Here is a 20,056-nt window from a genome sequence, read left to right as displayed (position 1 = left end):
GGAAGAGGGCTGACCATGGGGCGTATGGGGCTGACCACGGAACGCGTGGTCCGGGCGGGTGCGGAGCTGGCCGACGAGGTCGGGTTCGAGCAGGTCACCGTCTCGGAGGTGGCCCGGCGCTTCGACGTGAAGGTGGCGAGCCTGTACTCGCACGTGAGGAACTCCCAGGACCTCAAGACCCGCATCGCCCTCTTCGCCCTGGAGGAACTCGCCGACCGGGCCGCGGACGCGGTGGCCGGACGGGCCGGCAAGGACGCCCTGGCCGCCTTCGCCAACGCCTACCGCGACTACGGCCGTGAACACCCCGGGCGCGCGGCCGCGGCCCGGTTCCCGCTCGACCCGGCGACGGCTGCCGTGAGCGCGGGTGTCCGCCACGCCCGCATGACGCGGGCGATCCTGCGCGGCTACGACCTGCCGGAGCCGGAACAGACGCACGCCGTAAGGCTTTTGGGCAGCGTCTTCCACGGTTACTCGAGCCTGGAGACGGCCGGCGCCTTCAGTCACAGCGCCCCCGGCTCCGAGGAGTCCTGGACGCGCGTCCTGGACGCCCTCGACGCCCTGCTGCGCAACTGGCCCGCCCATCCCACCGCTTGATCGACAGGCTGAGGACATGGACACCGAGCACGACTGGATCACCACGCCCGTCACCGCCGAACTGCTGCGCGGCGCGATCGACGTGGAGCACACCGAGCGCGGGGTGCTGCCGCACCGGCTGCCGGCCTGGGCCCGGGCCCAGTACGACGACGGGCAGCTGGCGATGGCGGAGTCCCAGCCGTCCGGGGTGCGCCTGGTCTTCCGTACCCGGGCCACCGCCGTCGAACTCGACGCCCTGCCGCTGAAGCGCGCCTACACCGGCGCCCCGACCCGCCCCGACGGCCTCTACGACCTCCTCGTCGACGGCCGCCCGGCCGGCCAGGCCTCCGTGGCGGGCGGCGACACCGTCACCATCGACATGAGCACGGGCGGCACCGAACTGCGGTCCGGTGATCCCGGCACCCTCCGCTTCACCGGCCTGCCCGACCGCCCCAAGGACATCGAGATCTGGCTCCCGCACAACGAGACCACCAGACTCGTGGCCCTGCGCACGAACGCCCCCGTCGAACCCGCGTCCGACCACGGCCGCAAGGTCTGGCTCCACCACGGCAGTTCGATCAGCCACGGCTCCGACGCCGCGAGCCCCACCACCACCTGGCCCGCCCTCGCCGCCTCGCTCGGCAGCGTGGAACTCATCAACCTGGGCCTGGCCGGCAGCGCCCTCCTCGACCCCTTCACCGCCCGCACCCTGCGCGACACCCCCGCGGACCTCATCAGTGTCAAACTCGGCATCAACGTGGTCAACACCGACCTGATGCGGCTGCGCGCCTTCACCCCCGCGGTCCACGGCTTCCTCGACACCATCCGCGAGGGCCACCCCACCACACCCCTGCTGGTCGTCTCGCCGATCCTGTGCCCCATCCACGAGGACACGCCCGGCCCCACCGCCTGGGACATGAGCGCGCTGAGCGCCGGCCGCCTCCGGTTCCAGGCCGCGGGAGACCCGGCGGACCGTGACAACGGCAAACTCACCCTCACCGTCGTCCGAGAGGAACTGGCCCGGATCGTCGAGCAGCGGGCCGCCGACGACCCGCACCTGCACTACCTCGACGGCCGCAGCCTGTACGGCGAGGCCGACAGCGCCGAACTGCCGCTGCCCGACGACCTCCACCCCGATGCCACCACCCACCGGCGTATCGGCGAACGCTTCGCCGCACTGGCCTTCGCCGAGGGCGGCGCCTTCGGCAAGAGCGGCTCCTGAATCCCGGTTCAGCGGGACGGTACTCGTGCGGCCGTCGGGCACTCGTGGGGTAACGTCCCCGCGACATACCGAGATCGATGCGACGCACGAGGAGAAGGGCGACATGACTGGCCCGACGGACGACGCCCGTTCCGTGCGGACGACGGGCGCCACCGAGGACGCTTCCTGGGCGCGTGAACTGCTCGAACAGATGCGGCCCACCGGACGCGGTGTCGAGCGGGTCGTCGGGTGGCTCGCCCAGGCCGTGCGGGGGACCGCCTGTCTCCACGACGGCGACGGCAACCTCCTCGCGGGAGTCCCGGTCCCGCTCGACACCAACCTGGTCGCGGACATCACCGCGGGGCGGATCGCCTCCGCCGCCTGGGGCGACCCGGGCCGTCACCTGCGCCTGGTCGGCGTGGAGCTGCCGCACTCCGGCACCGTCGGGGTCCTGGCCGTGTCCCGCACGACCGCCTTCGACCGGCGGGCCTCGGACATCGTCACCCACACCGCACAGGTCGTCGCACTCCTGCTCCGGGCACGCGAGACGAACGAGGCGGCGCACCGGCTCCGGCGCGCCGCCTCCGACCTGCGCCTGGCGATCCTGCAACTGCTGATGGTGGAGGACACCGTCTCCGCGCGCCGCGTGGCCGCAGGTCTGTGGCCCGGCCTGCTCGACACGGACACCGCGTGCGTCTACGTCCTGGAAGGCGAAACGGAGGAACGCGACCACATCGCCGAGGAGTGTCTCGACGCCACCCGGGAGCGGGCGCTGGTGGTGCGCTGCCCCGCGGTGGACGCCCACGTCATCGTCGTCGCGCCGCACGACGCCGCCGCCGACGCGCTGCGCTCGCTCACCGGGCGGTGGCCGGGCCTGCTCCTGGGCGGCAGCGCCCCGCACAGCCTCGCCCGCACCGCCACCGCGTACGGACAGGCCGTCAGCGCGCTCGCCGTGGCCCGCTTCCGCCCCGACAAGCAGGCCGTCTACGCCGAACGCACCCACCCCGAACGCCTGATGGACCCGGCCGTGCTCCGGGCCTGGACCGCCACCCTGCTGGAACCGCTCGACACCCTGGCCCACCACACCCGGGCCGAACTCCTCGCCACCTCCCGCCTCGGCCTTGAGTTCACGGCCGTCAGCGCCGCCAAGGTGCTGGGCGTCAGCCGCAACACCGTCCGCGCCCGCATGGAACGCGTCGAGGCGCTGCTGGACACGGACTTCTCCGACCTCACGGCCCGCGCGGTGGTCCACCTCGCGCTCAACACCCAGGTCGGCCTGGCCGACGACGACCGCAGGCTCGACCGTGCCGAGACCGACCGGGCCCGGCTCACCGACCTGCTGGCCGGCTCGGCGCTGCGCACCTGGGCCCACGACCTGCTCGCCCGCCTGGAGACGGACGGCCGCGACCTGCGGCGCACACTGCGCACCTGGATCGCCGCCGGAGGCAACGCCGAGCGCGCCGCCCAGAGCCTCGGCATGCACGCGCAGACCGTCCGCGAGCACGTCCGCAGCGCGGAACCCGTCCTCGAACGCCAGTTGCTGACCGGCGGCAGCGACCTCTACGAGGTCGTCTTGGCCCATCTCGCGCTCGGCGACCTGGACGAGCCGGTGCTCGACCGCGCGAACCAGGATCATCCGGACTCACCTGTGCACGGGTGAGTCTCGCGGTGCCCGCAGCGGGCACGGACGCGGTATCCAACCAATCCGCAGGTCACGTAAGTTCGGCAACCAGCAGGGCGCGACCGGGACGGGGGACTGGTCGCGCCCTTCGTGTTTCCCTCCTCCGGACACCGGCGCTGAATGTGCGACCCTGCGCACGATTCGATCGTCGTGACGCGTGAATCCATTGCGAAGTCTTGCTCTGGCCGCTCTTTCCGTCGTACCGTCCGAGTGTTCGACCATTCGAGCCCAAGCCCAGAGGTGATCCATGGACCGCTCCCGCCTGCAGGACCTGCTGGCCCGCGAGACGGCGGAGGCCGCGCGCCGCTGCCCGCGTTCGAAGGACGCCTACGGGCGCGCCGACCACCTCTTCGGGCGGGTGCCGATGACGTGGATGAACAAGACGGCCGGTGCCTTCCCGCGCTACCTGGCGGCCGCCCGGGGCGCCCGGGTCACGGACATCGACGGGCACGAGTACATCGACTTCTGCCTCGGCGACACGGGCGCGATGACCGGGCATTCGCCGGCCGCCGTGGCCGACGCCGTCCAGCACCGCTTCGCCGAGCTGGGCGGCGCCACCGCGATGCTGCCGACGGAGGACGCCGAGTGGGTCGGTGCGGAGCTGACCCGCCGTTTCGGACTGGCCCGCTGGAGCTTCTCGCTGACGGCGACGGACGCCAACCGATGGGCGATCCGGCTCGCCCGCGCCGTCACCGGCCGCTCCAAGATCCTCTTCAACAGCTACAGCTACCACGGCAGCGTCGACGAGTCCCTCATCGTGGTGGGTCCCGACGGCCGGGGAGAGGCCCGCCCCGGCAACGTCGGCGCCCCTTGCGACGTCACGCTCACCAGCCGCGTCGCCGAGTTCAACGACCTGGAGCAGCTGGAGCGCGAACTCGCCCACGGCGACGTGGCCGCCGTCCTCATGGAGCCGGCGCTCACCAACATCGGCATCGTGCTGCCCGAGCCCGGCTACCTCGAAGGTGTCCGTGAACTGACCCGCCGTCACGGCACGCTGCTGATCAACGACGAGACCCACACCTTCTCCGCCGGCCCCGGCGGCTGCACCGCGGCCTGGGACCTGGACCCCGACCTGCTCACGATCGGCAAGGCGATCGGCGGCGGCATCCCGGCCGGCGCCTACGGCCTGTCCGCCGAACTCGCCGACCGGCTCCTGGGCCGCACCGACCTCGACCTGATCGACATGGGCGGCGTCGGCGGCACCCTCGCCGGCAACGCCCTGTCGGTGGCCGCGATGCGCGCCACCCTCGAACACGTCCTGACCGACGACGCGTTCGCCCACATGGCCAAGCTCTCCGAACGCTTCGAGGCGGGCGTCCGCGCAGGCATCGACGCCCACGGCCTGCCCTGGACGGTCAGCCGCCTCGGCGCCCGCACCGAGTACCGCTTCGCCTCCCCGGCGCCGCGCACCGGTACCGAGTCCGCGGCCGCAGCCGACCCCGTCCTGGAGGACTTCCTCCACCTCTACCTGGCCAACCGGGGCATCCTTTTGACCCCGTTCCACAACATGGCCCTCATGTGCCCCGACACCACCGAGCAGGACGTCGACACCCACACCGAGCAGTTCGCCGCCGCCCTGGCCGAACTGGTGCGGTGAGCCCGCGCGGTCACCGCGCATAGGGTCGGACGAAACGACCGGACGAGGGAGAACGAGGAACGTGGACGAGATCGACCGGGCCATCCTGCGCGAACTGCAGACCGACGGCCGTATCGCCTACGCGGACCTCGGCCCCAAGGTCGGCCTGTCGGCGTCGGCGGCCCGCCAGCGCCTGCAGCGCCTGCTGGACACCAGGACCGTCCAAGTCGTGGGCGTCACCGACCCGATGGCCATGGGCGGGCAGGCCATGGCGCTGCTCGGCATCGCCGTGGACGGCGACCCGCGCGCGGTCGCCGACGAACTGGCCCGCCGTGACGAGGTCGTCTACGCGGTGCTGACCTCCGGCGGCTTCGACCTGTTCGCCGAAGTGGTCGCCCCCGGCCCGCGCGAACTCCTCGACTTCGTCAACGACGTCGTACGGCCCGTCGAGGGCGTCCGGCAGATCCAGTCGTTCCCGTACTTCGGCATCCACACGCACCGTTTCCTGTGGGACGTCGGCTGATTGCCCGGCGCGGGACGGGTACTCGGACTCTCCGGAACGACAACCGCTGGAGGAGGGCCCTCATGACCAGCAGCACGGAGACCGGCGGCGTGACCGGTACGCCGGACAAGGACTACAACCTCATCTGGTACGTCGAGGCATGCCTGAGCAACGCCCTGCGCCTGGAGAGCTACATCCAGGACGCCGAGCGCGAGAAGGACAGTGAGGTGGCCGACCTGTTCCGCAAGGCGCAGGCGGACAGCCGCAAGGGCGCGGAACTGGGCAAGAACCTGCTGCGCGCACGCCTCAACGGCGGCTGATCACCGCCGCCCGCACCGGGCCCGGACGCCGTGCACCCCGCGGCGCCGGGCCTTCGCCGCGTCCGGTGGCCGGCACGTGCGCCGACCGGCGTGGAGGGGTGTGGCCGATCCCACGCGTCCGGGCGGCCGAGAGGCATGTCGTCGTAGCGGGGCCGCACGTTACCGTCTTCGCACAGCTCCCTCGCAGTACGGACGGCCAGCAGTGCTCACTGACCTCTCCCCGCTCATCGCCGCGACCGCGGAATGGCTCACGCGCGCCTACCCGGCAAGCGGCGGCGCGCTGGCCTCGGCGCTGTGCGAGGTCCAGGCCCGCCAGGCCGTGACGGTCGCCGCCTGGCTGCGCTATCCCACCCCGACGGACGCCGCGCTCGTCGGCATCGCGGGCCCCGGCGGATCCGCCCGGCTCGACTGGATCACCGGCGCGGACGCCGACACGCACTCCGACGACGTCCACGCCTGGCGCACCTGGGTCGACGAGGTCGTGGCGAGCTGGGCGGCCTCCCTGCTGACCGACCCGGAACTGGCCGGCCTCGCGGTGACCGCGCTCACCGAGGGCAGCCACGCGGCCGGCACACCGGTCCGCTTCCGCCGTCTCACCGCGCCCGACGCCACCGACCGGCGTGCCGCGGCACTCCTGCGGCACCCGGATCTGCTCGCTCCCGTCGCCTCGCTCCACCAGGACCAGCTCGTGGACCTGCTGAAGCCCGGCCGGGCCCTCATCGCCTGAGAGCGCGGAGCACACCCCTGGGGGCCCGCCGATCGTTCGGCGGGCCCCAGGGGTGTGACGCGGCGCGGCTTGTGTCAGTCGTCGAGCTTGCCGCGGCCGCTGAGCGCGTCGCGCAGCCGGTCGACCAGGCCCGCGCCCGGCGCCAGAAGCTTGTTGGCCGGAGGGGTGTCCGGCGCGGAGGGGTGCGGCCGGGTCGGCGCCATCTTCTTGGCCGTGCGGATCTTGTCGCCGAGCTTGTCCAGCGCGTCCGGAGGACACGCGGCACGCAGCTTGGGGAAGAGGTTCTGCTCCTCGTCGGCGATGTGTTCGCGGACATCCGTCATCAGCTTGCCGATGAGCCTGTCGAACTCACCGTGGTCTGCCTCGCAGCTCTCCAGGTCCTTCATGATCTGCTCGGCCTCGGAGTGGTCCTCGATCTCCTTGTCCGCGATGGCGTCCCCGCCCGCGACGTGCTCGCGCACGGCCGGGTAGAGGTACTCCTCCTCGGCGACCGAGTGCCGTATCAACTCCATCGTGGCCTGATCGGCGTACACCTTCCGGTCCTTGTGTCCGGTCGGCAGGGCCTCGATCCGGCCGAAGATCTCCTCGACCTCGCGATGGTCGGTCATCAGCTCGTCGATGATGTTTCCGCCGTGTCCCATGCTCTTCACCTCCAGCCAGGAAGTGGCGGCTCCCGGTCCGGATCCGCCACGGCCGACGAGTGCCCTGGCACCCGGGGAGCTAACGCACCGCTTCCGAAGCGGTGCTCTTGGTGTGGTGTTCCTCCTCCTTGGAACCCGGACCCACGACATCGACGCGGAGGGCGAAGGGGAGGCCGACGTGGGGCACGCTGTGGACGAGGCGGTCGGACGAGTGGCGGGCGAGGTGGCCGTACGGGCGGATCGGCTGTGGGAGACGGCGCAGACGCTGCACGGCAATCCCGAGTACGCGTTCGCGGAACACCGGGCGGCCGAGTTGCTGAGCGGGGAACTCGCACGCGAGGGGTTCACCGTCGAGCGCGACCTGGCCGGTCTGCCCACCGCGTTCGCGGCGCGGTCAGGCACGCCCCGTCGGCCGGCCGTGGCCCTGCTGCTCGAGTACGACGCCCTGCCCGGCCTCGGGCACGCCTGCGGCCACAACCTCATCGCCGCGGCCGGTCTCGGAGCCGCCCTCGCGGCCAGGGCCGTGCTGGCCGAAGGGGACGGTGCCGTGTGGGCCGTGGGGACCCCCGCCGAGGAGGGCGGGGGCGGAAAGGTCATCGAGACCGACGCGGGCGTCTTCGACGACCTCGACGCCGCGCTGATGTTCCATCCGGGGGTCCACAGCTGGCGGTGGGCGCCGCTGACCGCCCAGGCGCAGTACCGCGTCGGCTTCCACGGGCGTGCCGCGCACCCCACCGGCAACCCCACCGAGGGCATCGACGCCCTGGCCGCGCTCATCCAGCTGTTCAACACACTCGCGGTCGTCGAGCGGCGGCTGCCGCAGGGCTCGCACGTCCAGGGCATCATCACCGACGGAGGCCGGGCGACGAACGTCGTCCCCGTGTACGCCGAAGGACTCTTCGGGCTGCGCGCCGTGACGACCGCCGGGCTCGAGGACCTCGCGGGCGAGCTGCTGACCTGCGCGCACGGCGTGGCCCGGGCGACCGACACGACCGTGACGGTGGAGCGGGCCACTCCCCGCTACGAGCACTTCCGCGACAGCGGTGTGCTGTCCGGACGGTTCGCCCACCACCTCTCCCGCGCGGGCATCGAGCTCACGCCTCCCGAGCCCGGCGTCTTCCTGGGCTCCTCCGACATCGGCAACGTCAGCGGCCGCGTTCCCGCGATCCACCCCTTCGTCGCCGTCATGGGCGAGGAGGGCTCCGACCACACCCCCGAGTTCGCGGCCGCCGCGGCGTCCGACCGCGGCCGACGCGTGATGCTGGCGGCGACGGAGGCACTCGCCTGCACGGCGGTGGAACTCCTGCTCTCCCCTGACCTACGCGACCGAGCCTGGTCCGAACACGAACGCACCACGGTCGCGACGGTGGTGTGAGGGGGCCGACACCTCAGGGCGGCGGCGGGGCACGTGCCCGTGCGGCGGCCGAAGCACTGCGGTCGCCGCGGTGGAGCCCGTGTCCGTCGGGTGGTCGGTGTGGCGGGGGTGTCGTGGTGGGGTGAGCGGGTGCCGTGGGCCTGGGCGGCGGTGGGGCATTGGTCCGTGCGGTGGTCGGCGTGGCGGGGGCGCATAGTGTTGGGTTGAGCGGGCGCCGTGGGCCTGGGCGGCGGTGGGGCATTGGTCCGTGCGGTGGTCGAAGCGCTGCGGTCGCCGCGGTGGAGCAGGTGCCCGTCGGGTGGTCCGTGTGGCGGTGGGGTGAGCGGGTGCCATGGGCCTGCGCGGCGGTGGGACATGTGTCCGTGCGGTGGTCGGTGTGGCGGGGGCGCATAGTGTTGGGGTGAGCGGGTGCCGTGGGCCTGGGCGGCGGTGGGGCATGTGTCCGTGTGGTGGTCGGTGTGGCGGGGGCATCGCGGTGGGGCGAGGACGCGCCGGCCGGGGTGGCCGAGCCGTTCGCCTCGCGCAGCGCGTGGGGTGAGCGGGCGCCATGGGTGTCGGCGGGGACGTGTCCGTTCGGCGGTCGACGCGCCGTCCCAGCCGCGTGGGGACCACAGGGTCGCAGCCCGGCACCGTCGGGTCGAGGGCCGGCGCTCACGCGCCCATCGCCGCCCGTCCCCTACGCCGGCACCCGTGACGCGGACAGTCCTGCTCGGTCGGCACGGTGGCCGCCCGGACCAGGGACTTCAGCGCACCGCGCAGGTCGAAGTCCGTGCCGCCGAAGGCGCGGATGCCGGCCCCTCACGGCCCCGCGATACCCCGCCCGGCCGCAGGCCCGGGCAGCGCAGCGTCACCCATCCCTTCCGGGGTCCGGAACCCCGACCGGATTGCCCTCCGGGAGCAGGCCGGACTTCCGGACCGCGGCCGCCAATGGGTCCAGCAGGTCCGTCAGGCGGGCGGTGTTGTCCTGGCCGAGCGCCCTCCACGGCCCTTCGGCCGCCGCGTCGGTCCGCGCCTCGATCGCCGCGCGTCCCGTGACCCCCGCCGGGGTCAGCGCCCCGGCCCCGTCGAGCCAGCCGCGCTCCCGCAGCTCCGTCTCGGCCGCACGCCAGGCCGTCTGGTCCCACTTTCGGCCCTCCCGGAGCAGCGCCGCGTCGGACTCCCCGGCGGCCGCCTTGAGCACCATCGCCGCCACGGGACCGACGCCGTGGGCGACCAGGGTGGCGACGTGGCCGTCCCCGCGGTGCTCCCGCAGGGTGGTCAGGGCCTGCCAAAGCCGCGCACACGACCGCCGGGGCCGGTCGAGGGCCTGGTTCGCGGCGGCCAGCGGCCGGCCGGCGGTGTCCGCGGCCTCGGCGGCCCGCCACGCCAGGTCCGCCGCTTCGGTCATCCGCGCCGAGGAGACGACGTCAGGGCCGAACAGGCGCGTCATCGCCGCGTCCATCGCCCCCTCCCGCGCGTCGACGACGTCCCCCGGGGCGGCGTACCGCCAGGCGTCCGGCAGGGCGCGCGTCACCCGGTCGGGGTGGAAGACGTAGAAGCACGCGGTGACGACCGGGGCGGGCACCGGCCCCAGGGGCGCCGCGCGCAGCGCGAAGTAACCCATCCAGAACCCGCGCATCCCCAGTTCGTCCGCGGCCCGGCGGGCCTCGGGCGCGAAGTACACGAGATCGTGGACCGGCTCGTACCGCTCCCACATGCCCCGTGCCGCCATCGTCACCATCGCCGGTCCCTCCCGCTCGCCCGCGCCGTCCAGGAGGCAGCATCTGTCATGACGGCGGTCATAACAAGCTGTTCCGGTAATCGGGATAGCCTCGTGGCCCAAACACCCGGGCCTGTATTCTTGATCCACTTCGCGGTGCAGGCCATTCACCCGCTCGACGACGACTGTCCGATCCGGCCGTGACGGGATTCGACATTGAACGCGACCCGAACGACGAGTGCGGCGGAGCCGGACGGCTCCGACAGAACGCCACTGTCGGCGCGCGCCCTGGCACGGTTCGCCCTGCTCTGCGTGGCCGGCGCGGTCGCCGCCGTACTGGCCGGAGCCGGCCAGTGGCTGATCCTTCTGCTGGGCCTCGCCGGGCTCGCCCTGGCCGGTGCGGGCCTGTGGTGGGCCCTGGCGCACCGCGGACTGGCCCGCCTGTGCGGCGCCCTGCTGGCGATCGGCGCCCCCGTGGGCGTCCTGGTGCTGTACGCGGTGTCGGGCCTGTGGGTGGTGGCCGTGGCCGCCGTGGCGGCGTGGACCACCGCGGTGGCCTGTGCCAGAAGCGCCCTGCGCCGACTGCGCTCACCGCACGGCATGCGCCACCGCTCCGCCCGGCCGTTCCGGCGCGCCGTACTGATCATGAACCCCCGGTCGGGGGGTGGAAAGGTCGGCCAGTTCGGCCTGGTGGAACGGGCCGAGGCACTGGGCGCCCGGGTGATACTCCTCGACCTCGACGCCGCCCCCGACCCCGTGGCGCTTGCCCACCAGGCGGTCGCCGAGGGCGCGGACCTGCTCGGCGCCGCGGGCGGCGACGGCACCCAGGCCCTGGTGGCGAGCGTGGCCGCCGAGCACGGGCTGCCGTTCGTGGTCGTGGCCGCCGGGACGCGCAACCACTTCGCCATGGACCTCGGCCTGGACCGCGACGATCCGGCGAAGAGCCTGGACGCCCTCACTGACGGTGTGGAGCTCCGGGTCGACCTCGGGGAGGTGGGCGGCCTGCCGTTCGTCAACACCGCCTCGTTCGGGACGTACGCGCAGATCGTGCAGAGCCCGGAGTACCGGGACGCCAAGGCGGCCACGGCGCTCGAGCAGCTGCCGGACCTGCTGACCGGCGACGCGGCGGCCTCGCTGACCGCCCGGACGGACGACGAGGTCGTCGAGGCCCCGCAGGCCGTGCTCGTCAGCAACAACCCCTACGCCCGCGCCGATCCGCTCGGCGTCGGACGCAGGCCGCGGCTCGACACCGGCAGCCTCGGTGTGATCGCCGTCCGGGTGGAGAGCGCGGCACGTGCCGCGGAACTCGCGCTGCTGGGCGAGCGGGCCAGTGGCATCACCTCGCTGACGTCCCGCCGGGTCGTGATCGAGTCCGACGACGAGCTCATCCCGGTGGCCGTGGACGGTGAGGCGCTCACCATGCCCTCACCTGTGGTGTGCAGGGTGCGGCCGGGCGTCCTGCGGGTACGTGTGCCCAGACACCGCCCCGGTGCCCCGTACATCGCACCGTCCGTCGACTGGCGACGAGTGGTGCGCCTCGCCTTCGACCGAAACCCCGACCCACGCGAAAAGGAACCAGGAGCACAGCGATGACCGACTGCCCGCCGCGCGAACCACGGGTGCCGCGAGGACTGCTGCACGATCTCGCCGCCCTCGACCAGGCGCTCTACGAGGCCGTGACGGTCACCAGTACGCCCACGCTGGACGCCGCGCTGCGGCGGCTGTCCGCGGCGGCCGACCACTCCAAGATCTCGTTCGCGGTCGCCGGAGCGCTCGCCCTCTGGCCGGGCAGCTCGCGTCGGGCCGCGGCACTCGGGGTCGCTGCGATCGGCGTCGCGTCGGCGACGGCCAACCTGCTCGGCAAGCGTCTGGTGCGGCGTCCGCGCCCCCACCGCGCCGAGGACTCGCCGTTTCCCGGACGGCACGTGCCCATGCCGGAATCCGCCTCCTTCCCCTCGGGGCACACGGCCTCGGCGGTCGCCTTCGCCGCGGCCGTCGGCCCCGCGTTCCCGGCGGCCACCCTGCCCCTGGGCCTGCTGGCCTGCGCCGTGGGCTACTCGCGCGTGCACACGGGCGTCCACTACCCGGGCGACGTGATCGCCGGCGCCGTGCTCGGCACCGGGGCCGCTGCCGCGGTTCTGACGGCAGCCCGGTGGGAAGGGCTGAGCGGGATCCGCCCATCGGCGCTCACACCGTTCGCGGCCGCCCGAAAATAACACATAGGCAAGTTCTGGCCAAAGGTTTAAGCGTCACCGACCGCCGGTGGGCGCCGCCGTCCCGTGATGTCGCGGCGCCCCGTGCAGGTGGCAGGCCCGCTCGGGGCCTTCACGCCATGGCCGTTTTTCGACCCTCCGGACGTGCCCCTTCCGAGTTCCGGGAGATCTTGAAGATTCCGTGTGGGAATCCTGTCTAGGATCTGGAGCCGGTACGGAGAGGAAGCACGTGTGAGTGAACAGGCGGGTCCCGGCTGCCCCGAGTGTGGCGAACCCCGTGCGGCGGACGGCACTCCGACCTGCTCCTGCACGGTCCGCGCCGCCGATGTCCGCAGCGAGACGCGCACGGCCGAGGCGGCGGCCGCTGAGGACTTCGACCCGGTGCGCATACGGCCGTACGTCGAGATCGACGTCGTATCCGGACCGGCCGACGAGTCCGGCGGCGACGCGACAGCGCAACACCCCGGCGTTCCGGGGGAGTTCGACGACCTGCTCACGGCAGGCGCCGAGCCGGTCGATCAGCCCCCGCCGCCGGCCGGCGCGGCCCCGGCCCGCCGACGCTCCCGGGCACTGCTGATGACGGGCGTGGGCGCCGCGGCGGCTGTCGTGGTGACGGGCGGAGTCGTCGGGGGCATCTTCTGGTACGACAGCCCCGCGCGGAAGGACGCCGTGTCGGACGGCGTGCGGGCGGGCCTGCCGGACCAGCGGCCCTCGGGAAGCGCGTCGGCCTCCGCACAGCCGTCGACCACGGCGTCCTCGGCACAGCCGTCCACGACAGCGAGTTCCTCACCCAGCGCCTCCGCGACCGGCGGCTCAGCCACCCCCACCGGCTCGGGCACCCCGAGCGCGACACCCACCGGCACCGGCACGGCCACCGGCGCCCCCGCACCGAGCGAGTCCGGGGGCCGCCCACCCGTGCTCCGCAACGGCGACAAGGGGCCGGAAGTCGTCGAACTGCAGCTGCGGCTGCGGCAGGTCGGCTACTACGACGGTGCCGCCGACGGCACGTTCGACCGCGACGTGGAGAACGCCGTCCGCGGCTACCAGTTCACCCGGGTCATCCTTCAGGACGAGCCCGGCGTCTACGGCGCGGCGACCCGGACGTCACTCGAATCCGAGACGAAGGAGCCGTGACGGCCGGAGGCGGTCAGGGCGCCTGCCCCTCGCGGGGCCCACATCCGGCAGCTCCACCGCCCGGGGTGTCGTCCGAGGCCCTGGCCCGGCGCGGCTTCGTACACTGACGGCGGTCCGGCGGCAGGAGGTGCTCGTGGGTGGAACAGCCGGTGTCGAGAGGCGTCCCGCGGGACTGTTCGTCGGCCTGTGCACGCTGGACGTCATCCAGCTCGTCGATCACCCGCCGCGTCCCAACGAGAAGCTGACGGCACGTCGGCAGGAGGTCGCCGCGGGCGGGCCGGCGGCGAACGCGGCCGTGACCTTCAGCCACCTCGGCGGCGCCGCCACACTGCTGACCGCCGTCGGCACCCATCCGCTGGGCGTCGGTGTCACGACGGACCTGCGCCGGCTCGGCGTGACCGTGTCCGACCTGGCGGCCGACTCGGCCGAGCCACCCGCCGTGTCGTCCATCCTGGTGACCGCGTCGACCGGGGACCGGGCGGTGGCCTCCACCAACGCCACCGGCCGCCGTCTCGCGCCGCCCGACGACCTCGACGCGCTGGTCGCCGGCTGCGATCTCGTCGAGTTCGACGGCCACCACATGGAACTGGCCGTGGCCACCGCCCGCCGGGCCCGGGCCGCCGGCCGACCCACCCTGTTCGACGGCGGCAGTTGGAAGGAGGGGACACCGACGCTGCTGGCGTCGATCGAGGTGGCCGTCTGCTCGGCCGACTTCCGGCCGCCCTGAGCGGACACACCGGCGGACACCCTGCGGTTCCTGAAGGAGCTCGGTGTCCCCTGGGCGGCGGTCAGCGGGGGAGGGGAGCCCCTGGTCTGGCAGGGGCCCGACGGCGGGGGCACGGTGGACGTGCCCCCGGTCCGTGTCGTGGACACCCTGGGCGCCGGCGACGTCCTGCACGGAGCCCTCGCCCATCACCTCGCGCTGCGGGGCCGGATCACGGAACAGGGCTTCGCCGAGGCACTGCACGCCTCCGCCGCCACGGCCGCGCGGGCATGCGCGTCGTTCGGGACACGGGCCTGGCTGCGGGAAGGATGAGCCGGCTCGCCGTGCGGGGGGCGACGGCCCGAGCCACGCCAGGACGAACGTGACGTGCGGTGGCCCGCCGCCGAGGGTCAGATGGATGGCATGCGAAGATCCATATCCGCTCAGCACGGCCGCGCGCGCCGACGTCTCGTCGCCGCCCTCACCGGCCTCCTCGCCCTCCTGTCCGCCGTGACGGCCACCCCCGCCGCCGGCGAGTCCATACCCGAGCGCGGCACCGCCTACATGGGCATCGGCATCATGGCCCACGACGGAATCACCGGCAGTCCCGACAGCTCGCCGCCGACGACACGGACCGTCCACAGCCAGGGCGTCGACGTCTCCAGCCACCAGCGCGAGGTCGCCTGGTCCACCTTGTGGAGCAGCGGAGTCAATTGGGCCTACACCAAGGCCACGGAGGGCACGTTCTACCGAAACCCCTACTTCGACCAGCAGTACGACGGCGCCTACGACACCGGCATGATCCGCGGCGCCTACCACTTCGCCACCCCCGACTCCAGCAGCGGCACCGCACAGGCCGACTATTTCGTCGACCACGGCGGCGGCTGGGCCGGCGACGGACGCACCCTGCCCGGCGCCCTGGACGTCGAGTGGAACCCCTACGGCGACTCCTGCTACGGCAAGTCCGAGAGCGGCATGGTCACGTGGATCCGTGACTTCCTCAACCGCTACCGCGCCCGCACCGGTCGCGACGCCGTCATCTACACCTCCGCCGCCTGGTGGGCGAGCTGCACCGGCGACTACGCCGGCTTCGGGTCCAACCCCCTGTGGGTCGCCCGGTACGCCTCGTCCGTCGGGGAGCTGCCGGCGGGCTGGTCGTCGTACACGATGTGGCAGTACACCGCGTCGGGTCAGACCGTCGGCGACCACGACAAGTTCAACGGCACCGCCGACAAGCTGCGCCAGTTCGCCGACGACTGAGCGGCGTCGTGCCGCACCGGCCCGGGCGGCGCCGCTAGTGTGCCGGTCATGCGCGTGCCCGCACCGGAACCGCCCCCGTCACCCCCAGTCCCGCGCAGGGCCCGTGAACTCGGCCTGGGCGTAGGAGACTTGCCGACGGGGCCGCACAACGCGATCACGGACGTGCCCGGCGTCCGTGTCGGTCACACGACACTGGTGCGGCCCCCGCTGATCCACAGCGGCGTGACCGCGATCGTGCCCGACGGCGTCGGCCCCGGCCATCCGCTGCCGGCCGGCGTGTTCGCGGGCAACGGCTGCGGCAAGCTGCTCGGCACCACGCAGATCGCCGAACTCGGCGCTCTGGAGACGCCGATCCTGCTCACCTCGACCCTGTCCGCCTTCCGGGTCGCCGACGCCCTGGTCGGCTGGATGCTGGAACGGCCCGAGGGGGCGGGAATCCGCAGCCTGAATCCGGTGGTGGGGGAGTGCAACGACGGCCTGCTGTCCGACATCCGCTCGCGCCCGGTGCGCGAGGAACACGTCCGCGCCGCGCTCGACACCGCCGCCGCCGGACCGGTCGCCGAGGGATGCGTCGGCGCGGGCACCGGGACCGTCGCGCTCGGCTTCAAGTCCGGCATCGGCACCTCATCCCGCAGGGTGCCGCTCGCCGGCCGACGGGCCACCCTCGGCGTCCTGGTGCAGGCCAACTTCGACGGCACACTGCGCGTCCGGGGCCGCCCGGTCACCCCCGCCGACGTCGGCCTGTCCACTGCCGAACCGGGCCAGGCACAGGGCTCCTGCATGGTCGTGGCCGCGACCGACGCGCCCCTGGACGCACGCCAGTCGACCCGGCTCGCCCGGCGGGCGGTGTACGCCCTGGCCAGGGTCGGCGCCGCCTACGGCCACGGCAGCGGCGACTACGGCCTCGCGTTCGGCACCCATCCACTGGGTACGCCCGCCGGCCCCGCCGCCGTACCCGACGGCGCTCTCGACCCCCTGTTCACCGCGGTGCTCGACGCGGTGGAGGAGGCCGTCCTGAACTCACTGCTGACGGCCAGGACGACGACGGGCCCGCGCGGGGACACCCGCCATCCCCTGCCCGCGGCACCGCTGCTGGATCTGTTGCGGCGATGACCGCCGAGGTCCTCGCGGTTACGCGCGCGGCCGTTCGAAGGTGAGGAGCAGGCCCTCCACCGCCCCGGGACCGATGCGGCCCTTGACGTCCGCGGAGGTGATGGCCTTCAGCTGCCAGCCGTCCTCCGCCTGCTTGTTGAGCGCCTTCTCCAACTTGTCGCTGTCCAGCGCGTCGCCGATGAGCGACTCCCGGAAGGTGACGACCTTGTACTCGTAAGCCTGGCTCATGGCTGCAACGTCCTTCTGTCTGTCGAAGACCGCGTACCGGCCGCGGTGATGGGGGCAAGCCAATCACGGTGAGCCGCGGGCCGCGCCGGGGGGTGGCAGCCATGAGGGCGCGATGCGGGGGAAGCCGTACGCACATGAAGGCGACGTCGACAACGCGGGTCCTGTCCCTGGCCGTCACCCTGAGCGTGCTCCCCCTCGGCGCGGCGTGCGGTGGTCACGAAAACGCCGCTTCCCCCGCGGTGGCTACGGCAGAAGCTCCCGCGACCGGCGCACCGGGCACCCGCCTCGTCGTGACCACCGACAACGGCCTACGGCTGCGCCCCACCGACGGCCACCGGGTGACCGTCGACGACCGCGTCGACGCCGAGTGGTCCCACCGGGGCCGGACCTGGACCCTGGACCTGTCGTGCCGAGACGGGGCCCGGACCCACGGCTCGTGCCCGCGCATGCCCTATGTGAAGGTGCCGGACGGCCTGAGCGTGACCGTCAGCGCCCGCAACGCCGGCATCGACGCCGCGGGCGTCGCCGCCGCACTGGACCTCACCACCGTCAATGGGGACATGAGAGTGACCCGTTCCGGACGTGAGGACGCGCCCGTGCGGCTGGCCACCCGCAACGGCTCCGTCCACGCGACGGACCTCGACGCGAAGCGGGTACGCGCGGCGACCACCAACGGCGACGTGGTCCTCGCCTGCACCACGGCGCCGTCGAACGTGACGGCGACGACCACCAACGGCTCCGTCGACGTCACCGTCCCGCACGGCGCCCCCGCCTACCGGATCACGGCGGACACCGACAACGGCCACGCCACCACGGACCTTCCCACGAACACGGCGGAACGGGGCCCCGACATGACGCTGACCACGGTCAACGGTGACGTAGCGGCACGTATGGGCTGAACCGATGTCCGACAGGCCCTAGACGGCCCGCGCGATCAGCAGCGCGACATCGTCGTGGTCGTCGGGGTGGCGCAGACCGTACAGCAGGAGGTCGCAGGTCTCCTCGAGGGGGCGCTGGGGCTCGTCGAGGAAGCTCAGGAGGACGTCGAGCCGGTCGTCGATGGGGTGGTGCCGGGTCTCGACGAGGCCGTCGGTGTAGAGCACCAGCAGATCACCGGGGTCGAGGCGCACCGTGGAGGCCTGGAAGGAGATGCCGCCGACGCCGAGCGGCGCCCCGGAGGGCAGGTCGAGCAGCTCCGGGGAGCGGCCCGGGTGGGCGACCGCGGGCGGCATGTGGCCGGCGTTGGCGAGGTGGCACAGCCTCGTGCGGGGGTCGTACACGGCGTACAGGCAGGTGACGATGTAGTGCTCCAGATCGCAGGTGATCTTGTCGAGGTGCTGGAGCACGTCGGCGGGTTCGAGATCGAGGTCGGCGTAGGCGCAGGTGGCGGTGCGCAGCCGGCCCATGGTGGCGGCCGCGTCGATGCCGTTGCCCATGACGTCCCCGACGACCAGGGCGGTCTTGTCGTCGCTCAGCGGAATGACGTCGTACCAGTCGCCGCCGACCTCACTGGTGGCCTGGGCGGGCTGGTAGCGGGAGGCCAGCTCCAGCCCCGAGTGCTCGAGCGGATGGTCGGGCAGCAGGCTGCGCTGCAACGTGAGGGCGGTGTTCCGCACGCTCTGGAACCAGCGGGCGTTGTCGATGGCCACGGCCGCGCGTCCGGCCAGTTCGGTGGCGAGGACGACGTCGTCCTCGTCGAAGGGGATCGGATTGCGGGTGCGCTTGAGGTCGAGGGCACCGATCACCTCGCCGTGGGCGATCAGCGGCACCGCGAGGTACGAGTGGACCCCGGCGCGGGCCAGCAGGGACCCGGCCTCGGCGTCCCGGGCGATGCGCGGCAGGTCCTGGGCGTCGACGTGCCGCACCAGCACCGGACGGCCGGAGTGGACGCACAACGTGACCAGCCTGTCCCCGTCGTAGGCGGCGAGTCCGCCCGGGGGATCGGCCGCGCGCAGCGCCTCGGACGGATGGGCCGCCTTGAGCGCCAGGGCGCGGAAGAGTTCGGGACCGTCGTCCGGCTTGCGAGAGCGGCGGCAGGCCAGCGCGGAGTCGAGGATGTCCACCGCGACCACGTCGGCGAGCTGGGGCACCGTGATCTCCGCCAGTTCCCGGGCCGTCTCCTCCACCTCCAGTGTGGTGCCGACGCGCACGGAGGCGTCGGCGATCAGCGCGAGCCGCCGCCGGGCCCGGTCGGCCTCGGCCGCCGCACGGTGGCGTTCGGTGACGTCGACGACCGACATGGCCGCGCCCAGGACCCGCCCGCCGGGGTCCTCCAGTCGGTAGAAGGACAGCGACCAGGCGCGATCCTTCTCGGCGTCCACCGACAGACGGCCCACGTGGTACTGGTCGAGCAGCGGCATGCCCGTGGTCAGCACCCGGCGCAGCGCGGACTCGATGGTGTCGATGTCGGGCAGCGGCAGCGTCTCCCGCAGCCCGCGGCCGACATGGTCCTCGGCGGACATGCCGTCGATGCGGGCCAGCGCCGGGTTGACCAGGACGTGCCGCAGGTCGGGGTCGAGGAGGGCCAGGCCGATCGGCGACTGGTCGATCAGCTTCTCGCACAGCGCCAGATCGGTCTCGACACGCTGGAGCAGGTTGTGGTCGGCGGCGATGCCCAGGGCGTAGAGGTCTCCGAGATCGTCCTGGAGCCGCATGTTGCGGAACTCCATCAGCCGCGTGCTGCCGTCCTTGTGCCGGATGGGGAAGGCGCCCGCCCAGCTGCGGCCCGTCTCCAGTACCTCCGTGAACAGCCTGACCACGGCCTTCAGGTGCTCGGGGTGGATGAACAGCCGGGCGGCGTACTTGCCCAGTGCCTCCTGGGCGCTGTACCCGAAGAGCTCCTCGGCCTGCGGGGTCCAGAACACGATGCGTCCGTCGGCGTCGACGACGGTCGCGGCCACGCTGAGGACATCCAGCAGCCGGGTGGGCGGGGGTGTGTCGATGCCGTGCGCATCCCCTTCGGGCGGGAACGATTCGGCTGCCATCCGGAAACCACCTCCACCGTCCGTGGAATCAGGCGCCGCTTTCCGGCCACGCCGAACTCCCGGGTTCCGAGCAACGGCACTTCCATGCTGCATCCGGTCCGCGGACGGCGAAACCGCGGCCCGTCG

Annotated in this window: 18 protein-coding genes and 1 pseudogene; 15 read left to right on the top strand and 4 right to left on the bottom strand. The window is 73.1% G+C overall.

What is annotated here, in order from left to right; translation table 11 throughout:
• Nucleotides 1-15 precede the first annotated feature (15 nt).
• From FBY22_RS22520 to FBY22_RS22490, 7 genes are all read left to right on the top strand, one after another.
• Nucleotides 16-594 (top strand): TetR/AcrR family transcriptional regulator, encoded by a 579-nt coding sequence (locus FBY22_RS22520; RefSeq protein WP_142148678.1) that lies wholly within the window; start codon nt 16-18, stop codon nt 592-594.
• A gap of 16 nt (nt 595-610) precedes the next feature.
• Nucleotides 611-1,795: a GDSL-type esterase/lipase family protein gene (locus tag FBY22_RS22515; protein ID WP_142148676.1), complete on the top strand. Its 1,185-nt coding sequence runs from the start codon at nt 611-613 to the stop codon at nt 1,793-1,795.
• A 103-nt stretch (nt 1,796-1,898) separates the two neighbouring features.
• Nucleotides 1,899-3,434 carry a helix-turn-helix domain-containing protein gene (locus FBY22_RS46040; protein WP_142148674.1) on the top strand — a complete coding sequence of 512 codons (1,536 nt, stop codon included), beginning with the start codon at nt 1,899-1,901 and terminating at the stop codon, nt 3,432-3,434.
• A 268-nt stretch (nt 3,435-3,702) separates the two neighbouring features.
• Complete coding sequence (locus tag FBY22_RS22505) at nt 3,703-5,052, top strand: transaminase (protein WP_142148672.1); 1,350 nt, start codon at nt 3,703-3,705, stop codon at nt 5,050-5,052.
• A 61-nt stretch (nt 5,053-5,113) separates the two neighbouring features.
• Nucleotides 5,114-5,554 (top strand): Lrp/AsnC family transcriptional regulator, encoded by a 441-nt coding sequence (locus FBY22_RS22500; RefSeq protein WP_142148670.1) that lies wholly within the window; start codon nt 5,114-5,116, stop codon nt 5,552-5,554.
• Nucleotides 5,555-5,616: 62 nt separating this feature from the next.
• Nucleotides 5,617-5,853, top strand: a complete 237-nt coding sequence (locus FBY22_RS22495; protein WP_142148669.1) for a hypothetical protein — start codon at nt 5,617-5,619, stop codon at nt 5,851-5,853.
• 202 nt (nt 5,854-6,055) lie between these two features.
• Entirely contained in the window at nt 6,056-6,580 is a 525-nt protein-coding gene (locus tag FBY22_RS22490) for a hypothetical protein (protein ID WP_142148667.1), read from the top strand.
• A gap of 74 nt (nt 6,581-6,654) precedes the next feature.
• Here FBY22_RS22490 and FBY22_RS22485 read toward each other — a convergent pair whose 3' ends face one another.
• A complete protein-coding gene (locus FBY22_RS22485) occupies nt 6,655-7,221 on the bottom strand; it encodes a hemerythrin domain-containing protein (protein WP_142148665.1) in 567 nt (188 codons plus the stop codon).
• A gap of 178 nt (nt 7,222-7,399) precedes the next feature.
• Between FBY22_RS22485 and FBY22_RS22480 the strand changes: the two genes are divergently transcribed.
• Nucleotides 7,400-8,596 carry an amidohydrolase gene (locus FBY22_RS22480; protein WP_142148663.1) on the top strand — a complete coding sequence of 399 codons (1,197 nt, stop codon included), beginning with the start codon at nt 7,400-7,402 and terminating at the stop codon, nt 8,594-8,596.
• 847 nt (nt 8,597-9,443) lie between these two features.
• On the opposite strand, the gene FBY22_RS22475 is transcribed toward FBY22_RS22480, so the two are convergent.
• On the bottom strand, nt 9,444-10,316 hold the full coding sequence (locus FBY22_RS22475) for an SCO6745 family protein (RefSeq protein ID WP_142148661.1): 873 nt from the start codon (nt 10,314-10,316) through the stop codon (nt 9,444-9,446).
• Between the two features lie 195 nt (nt 10,317-10,511).
• Between FBY22_RS22475 and FBY22_RS22470 the strand changes: the two genes are divergently transcribed.
• From FBY22_RS22470 to FBY22_RS22445, 6 genes and pseudogenes are all read left to right on the top strand, one after another.
• Nucleotides 10,512-11,888 (top strand): diacylglycerol kinase family protein, encoded by a 1,377-nt coding sequence (locus FBY22_RS22470; protein WP_260845074.1) that lies wholly within the window; start codon nt 10,512-10,514, stop codon nt 11,886-11,888.
• Nucleotides 11,885-12,511: a phosphatase PAP2 family protein gene (locus FBY22_RS22465; RefSeq protein ID WP_142148659.1), complete on the top strand. Its 627-nt coding sequence runs from the start codon at nt 11,885-11,887 to the stop codon at nt 12,509-12,511. The genes FBY22_RS22470 and FBY22_RS22465 overlap by 4 nt, the downstream gene beginning before the upstream one ends.
• Nucleotides 12,512-12,739: 228 nt before the next feature.
• Nucleotides 12,740-13,642: a peptidoglycan-binding protein gene (locus FBY22_RS22460; protein ID WP_142148657.1), complete on the top strand. Its 903-nt coding sequence runs from the start codon at nt 12,740-12,742 to the stop codon at nt 13,640-13,642.
• A gap of 133 nt (nt 13,643-13,775) precedes the next feature.
• Nucleotides 13,776-14,678: pseudogene (locus FBY22_RS22455) on the top strand (PfkB family carbohydrate kinase).
• Nucleotides 14,679-14,768: 90 nt separating this feature from the next.
• Nucleotides 14,769-15,605 (top strand): lysozyme, encoded by an 837-nt coding sequence (locus tag FBY22_RS22450; RefSeq protein ID WP_260845073.1) that lies wholly within the window; start codon nt 14,769-14,771, stop codon nt 15,603-15,605.
• A 48-nt stretch (nt 15,606-15,653) separates the two neighbouring features.
• The gene (locus FBY22_RS22445) at nt 15,654-16,718 is read left to right on the top strand and encodes a P1 family peptidase (RefSeq protein ID WP_142148655.1); all 1,065 of its coding nucleotides are present in this window, start codon (nt 15,654-15,656) and stop codon (nt 16,716-16,718) included.
• Between the two features lie 18 nt (nt 16,719-16,736).
• Here FBY22_RS22445 and FBY22_RS22440 read toward each other — a convergent pair whose 3' ends face one another.
• Nucleotides 16,737-16,946, bottom strand: a complete 210-nt coding sequence (locus tag FBY22_RS22440; protein ID WP_142148653.1) for a DUF4177 domain-containing protein — start codon at nt 16,944-16,946, stop codon at nt 16,737-16,739.
• A gap of 134 nt (nt 16,947-17,080) precedes the next feature.
• On the opposite strand from FBY22_RS22440, the gene FBY22_RS22435 reads away from it, so the two are divergent.
• Nucleotides 17,081-17,845 (top strand): DUF4097 family beta strand repeat-containing protein, encoded by a 765-nt coding sequence (locus FBY22_RS22435; RefSeq protein ID WP_142148651.1) that lies wholly within the window; start codon nt 17,081-17,083, stop codon nt 17,843-17,845.
• Nucleotides 17,846-17,863: 18 nt separating this feature from the next.
• On the opposite strand, the gene FBY22_RS22430 is transcribed toward FBY22_RS22435, so the two are convergent.
• Nucleotides 17,864-19,930, bottom strand: coding sequence for a SpoIIE family protein phosphatase (locus tag FBY22_RS22430; protein WP_142148649.1), 2,067 nt, complete (start codon nt 19,928-19,930; stop codon nt 17,864-17,866).
• Nucleotides 19,931-20,056 lie beyond the last annotated feature (126 nt).

It is taken from the genome of Streptomyces sp. SLBN-31 (assembly GCF_006715395.1).
GTDB lineage: Bacteria > Actinomycetota > Actinomycetes > Streptomycetales > Streptomycetaceae > Streptomyces.
Note: the sequence above shows the minus strand (reverse complement) of the source record. Positions and strands in the feature narration are given on the sequence as shown.

What these genes read in the sequence shown, in the direction of transcription:
- FBY22_RS22520 (WP_142148678.1), top strand. Translation starts at nt 16, where the DNA reads ATGGGGCGTATGGGGCTGACCACGGAACGCGTGGTCCGGGCGGGTGCG.
- FBY22_RS22515 (WP_142148676.1), top strand. Translation starts at nt 611, where the DNA reads ATGGACACCGAGCACGACTGGATCACCACGCCCGTCACCGCCGAACTG.
- FBY22_RS46040 (WP_142148674.1), top strand. Translation starts at nt 1,899, where the DNA reads ATGACTGGCCCGACGGACGACGCCCGTTCCGTGCGGACGACGGGCGCC.
- FBY22_RS22505 (WP_142148672.1), top strand. Translation starts at nt 3,703, where the DNA reads ATGGACCGCTCCCGCCTGCAGGACCTGCTGGCCCGCGAGACGGCGGAG.
- FBY22_RS22495 (WP_142148669.1), top strand. Translation starts at nt 5,617, where the DNA reads ATGACCAGCAGCACGGAGACCGGCGGCGTGACCGGTACGCCGGACAAG.
- FBY22_RS22485 (WP_142148665.1), bottom strand. Translation starts at nt 7,221, where the DNA reads ATGGGACACGGCGGAAACATCATCGACGAGCTGATGACCGACCATCGC.
- FBY22_RS22475 (WP_142148661.1), bottom strand. Translation starts at nt 10,316, where the DNA reads ATGGTGACGATGGCGGCACGGGGCATGTGGGAGCGGTACGAGCCGGTC.
- FBY22_RS22465 (WP_142148659.1), top strand. Translation starts at nt 11,885, where the DNA reads ATGACCGACTGCCCGCCGCGCGAACCACGGGTGCCGCGAGGACTGCTG.
- FBY22_RS22450 (WP_260845073.1), top strand. Translation starts at nt 14,769, where the DNA reads ATGCGAAGATCCATATCCGCTCAGCACGGCCGCGCGCGCCGACGTCTC.
- FBY22_RS22445 (WP_142148655.1), top strand. Translation starts at nt 15,654, where the DNA reads ATGCGCGTGCCCGCACCGGAACCGCCCCCGTCACCCCCAGTCCCGCGC.
- FBY22_RS22440 (WP_142148653.1), bottom strand. Translation starts at nt 16,946, where the DNA reads ATGAGCCAGGCTTACGAGTACAAGGTCGTCACCTTCCGGGAGTCGCTC.
- FBY22_RS22435 (WP_142148651.1), top strand. Translation starts at nt 17,081, where the DNA reads ATGAAGGCGACGTCGACAACGCGGGTCCTGTCCCTGGCCGTCACCCTG.
- FBY22_RS22430 (WP_142148649.1), bottom strand. Translation starts at nt 19,930, where the DNA reads ATGGCAGCCGAATCGTTCCCGCCCGAAGGGGATGCGCACGGCATCGAC.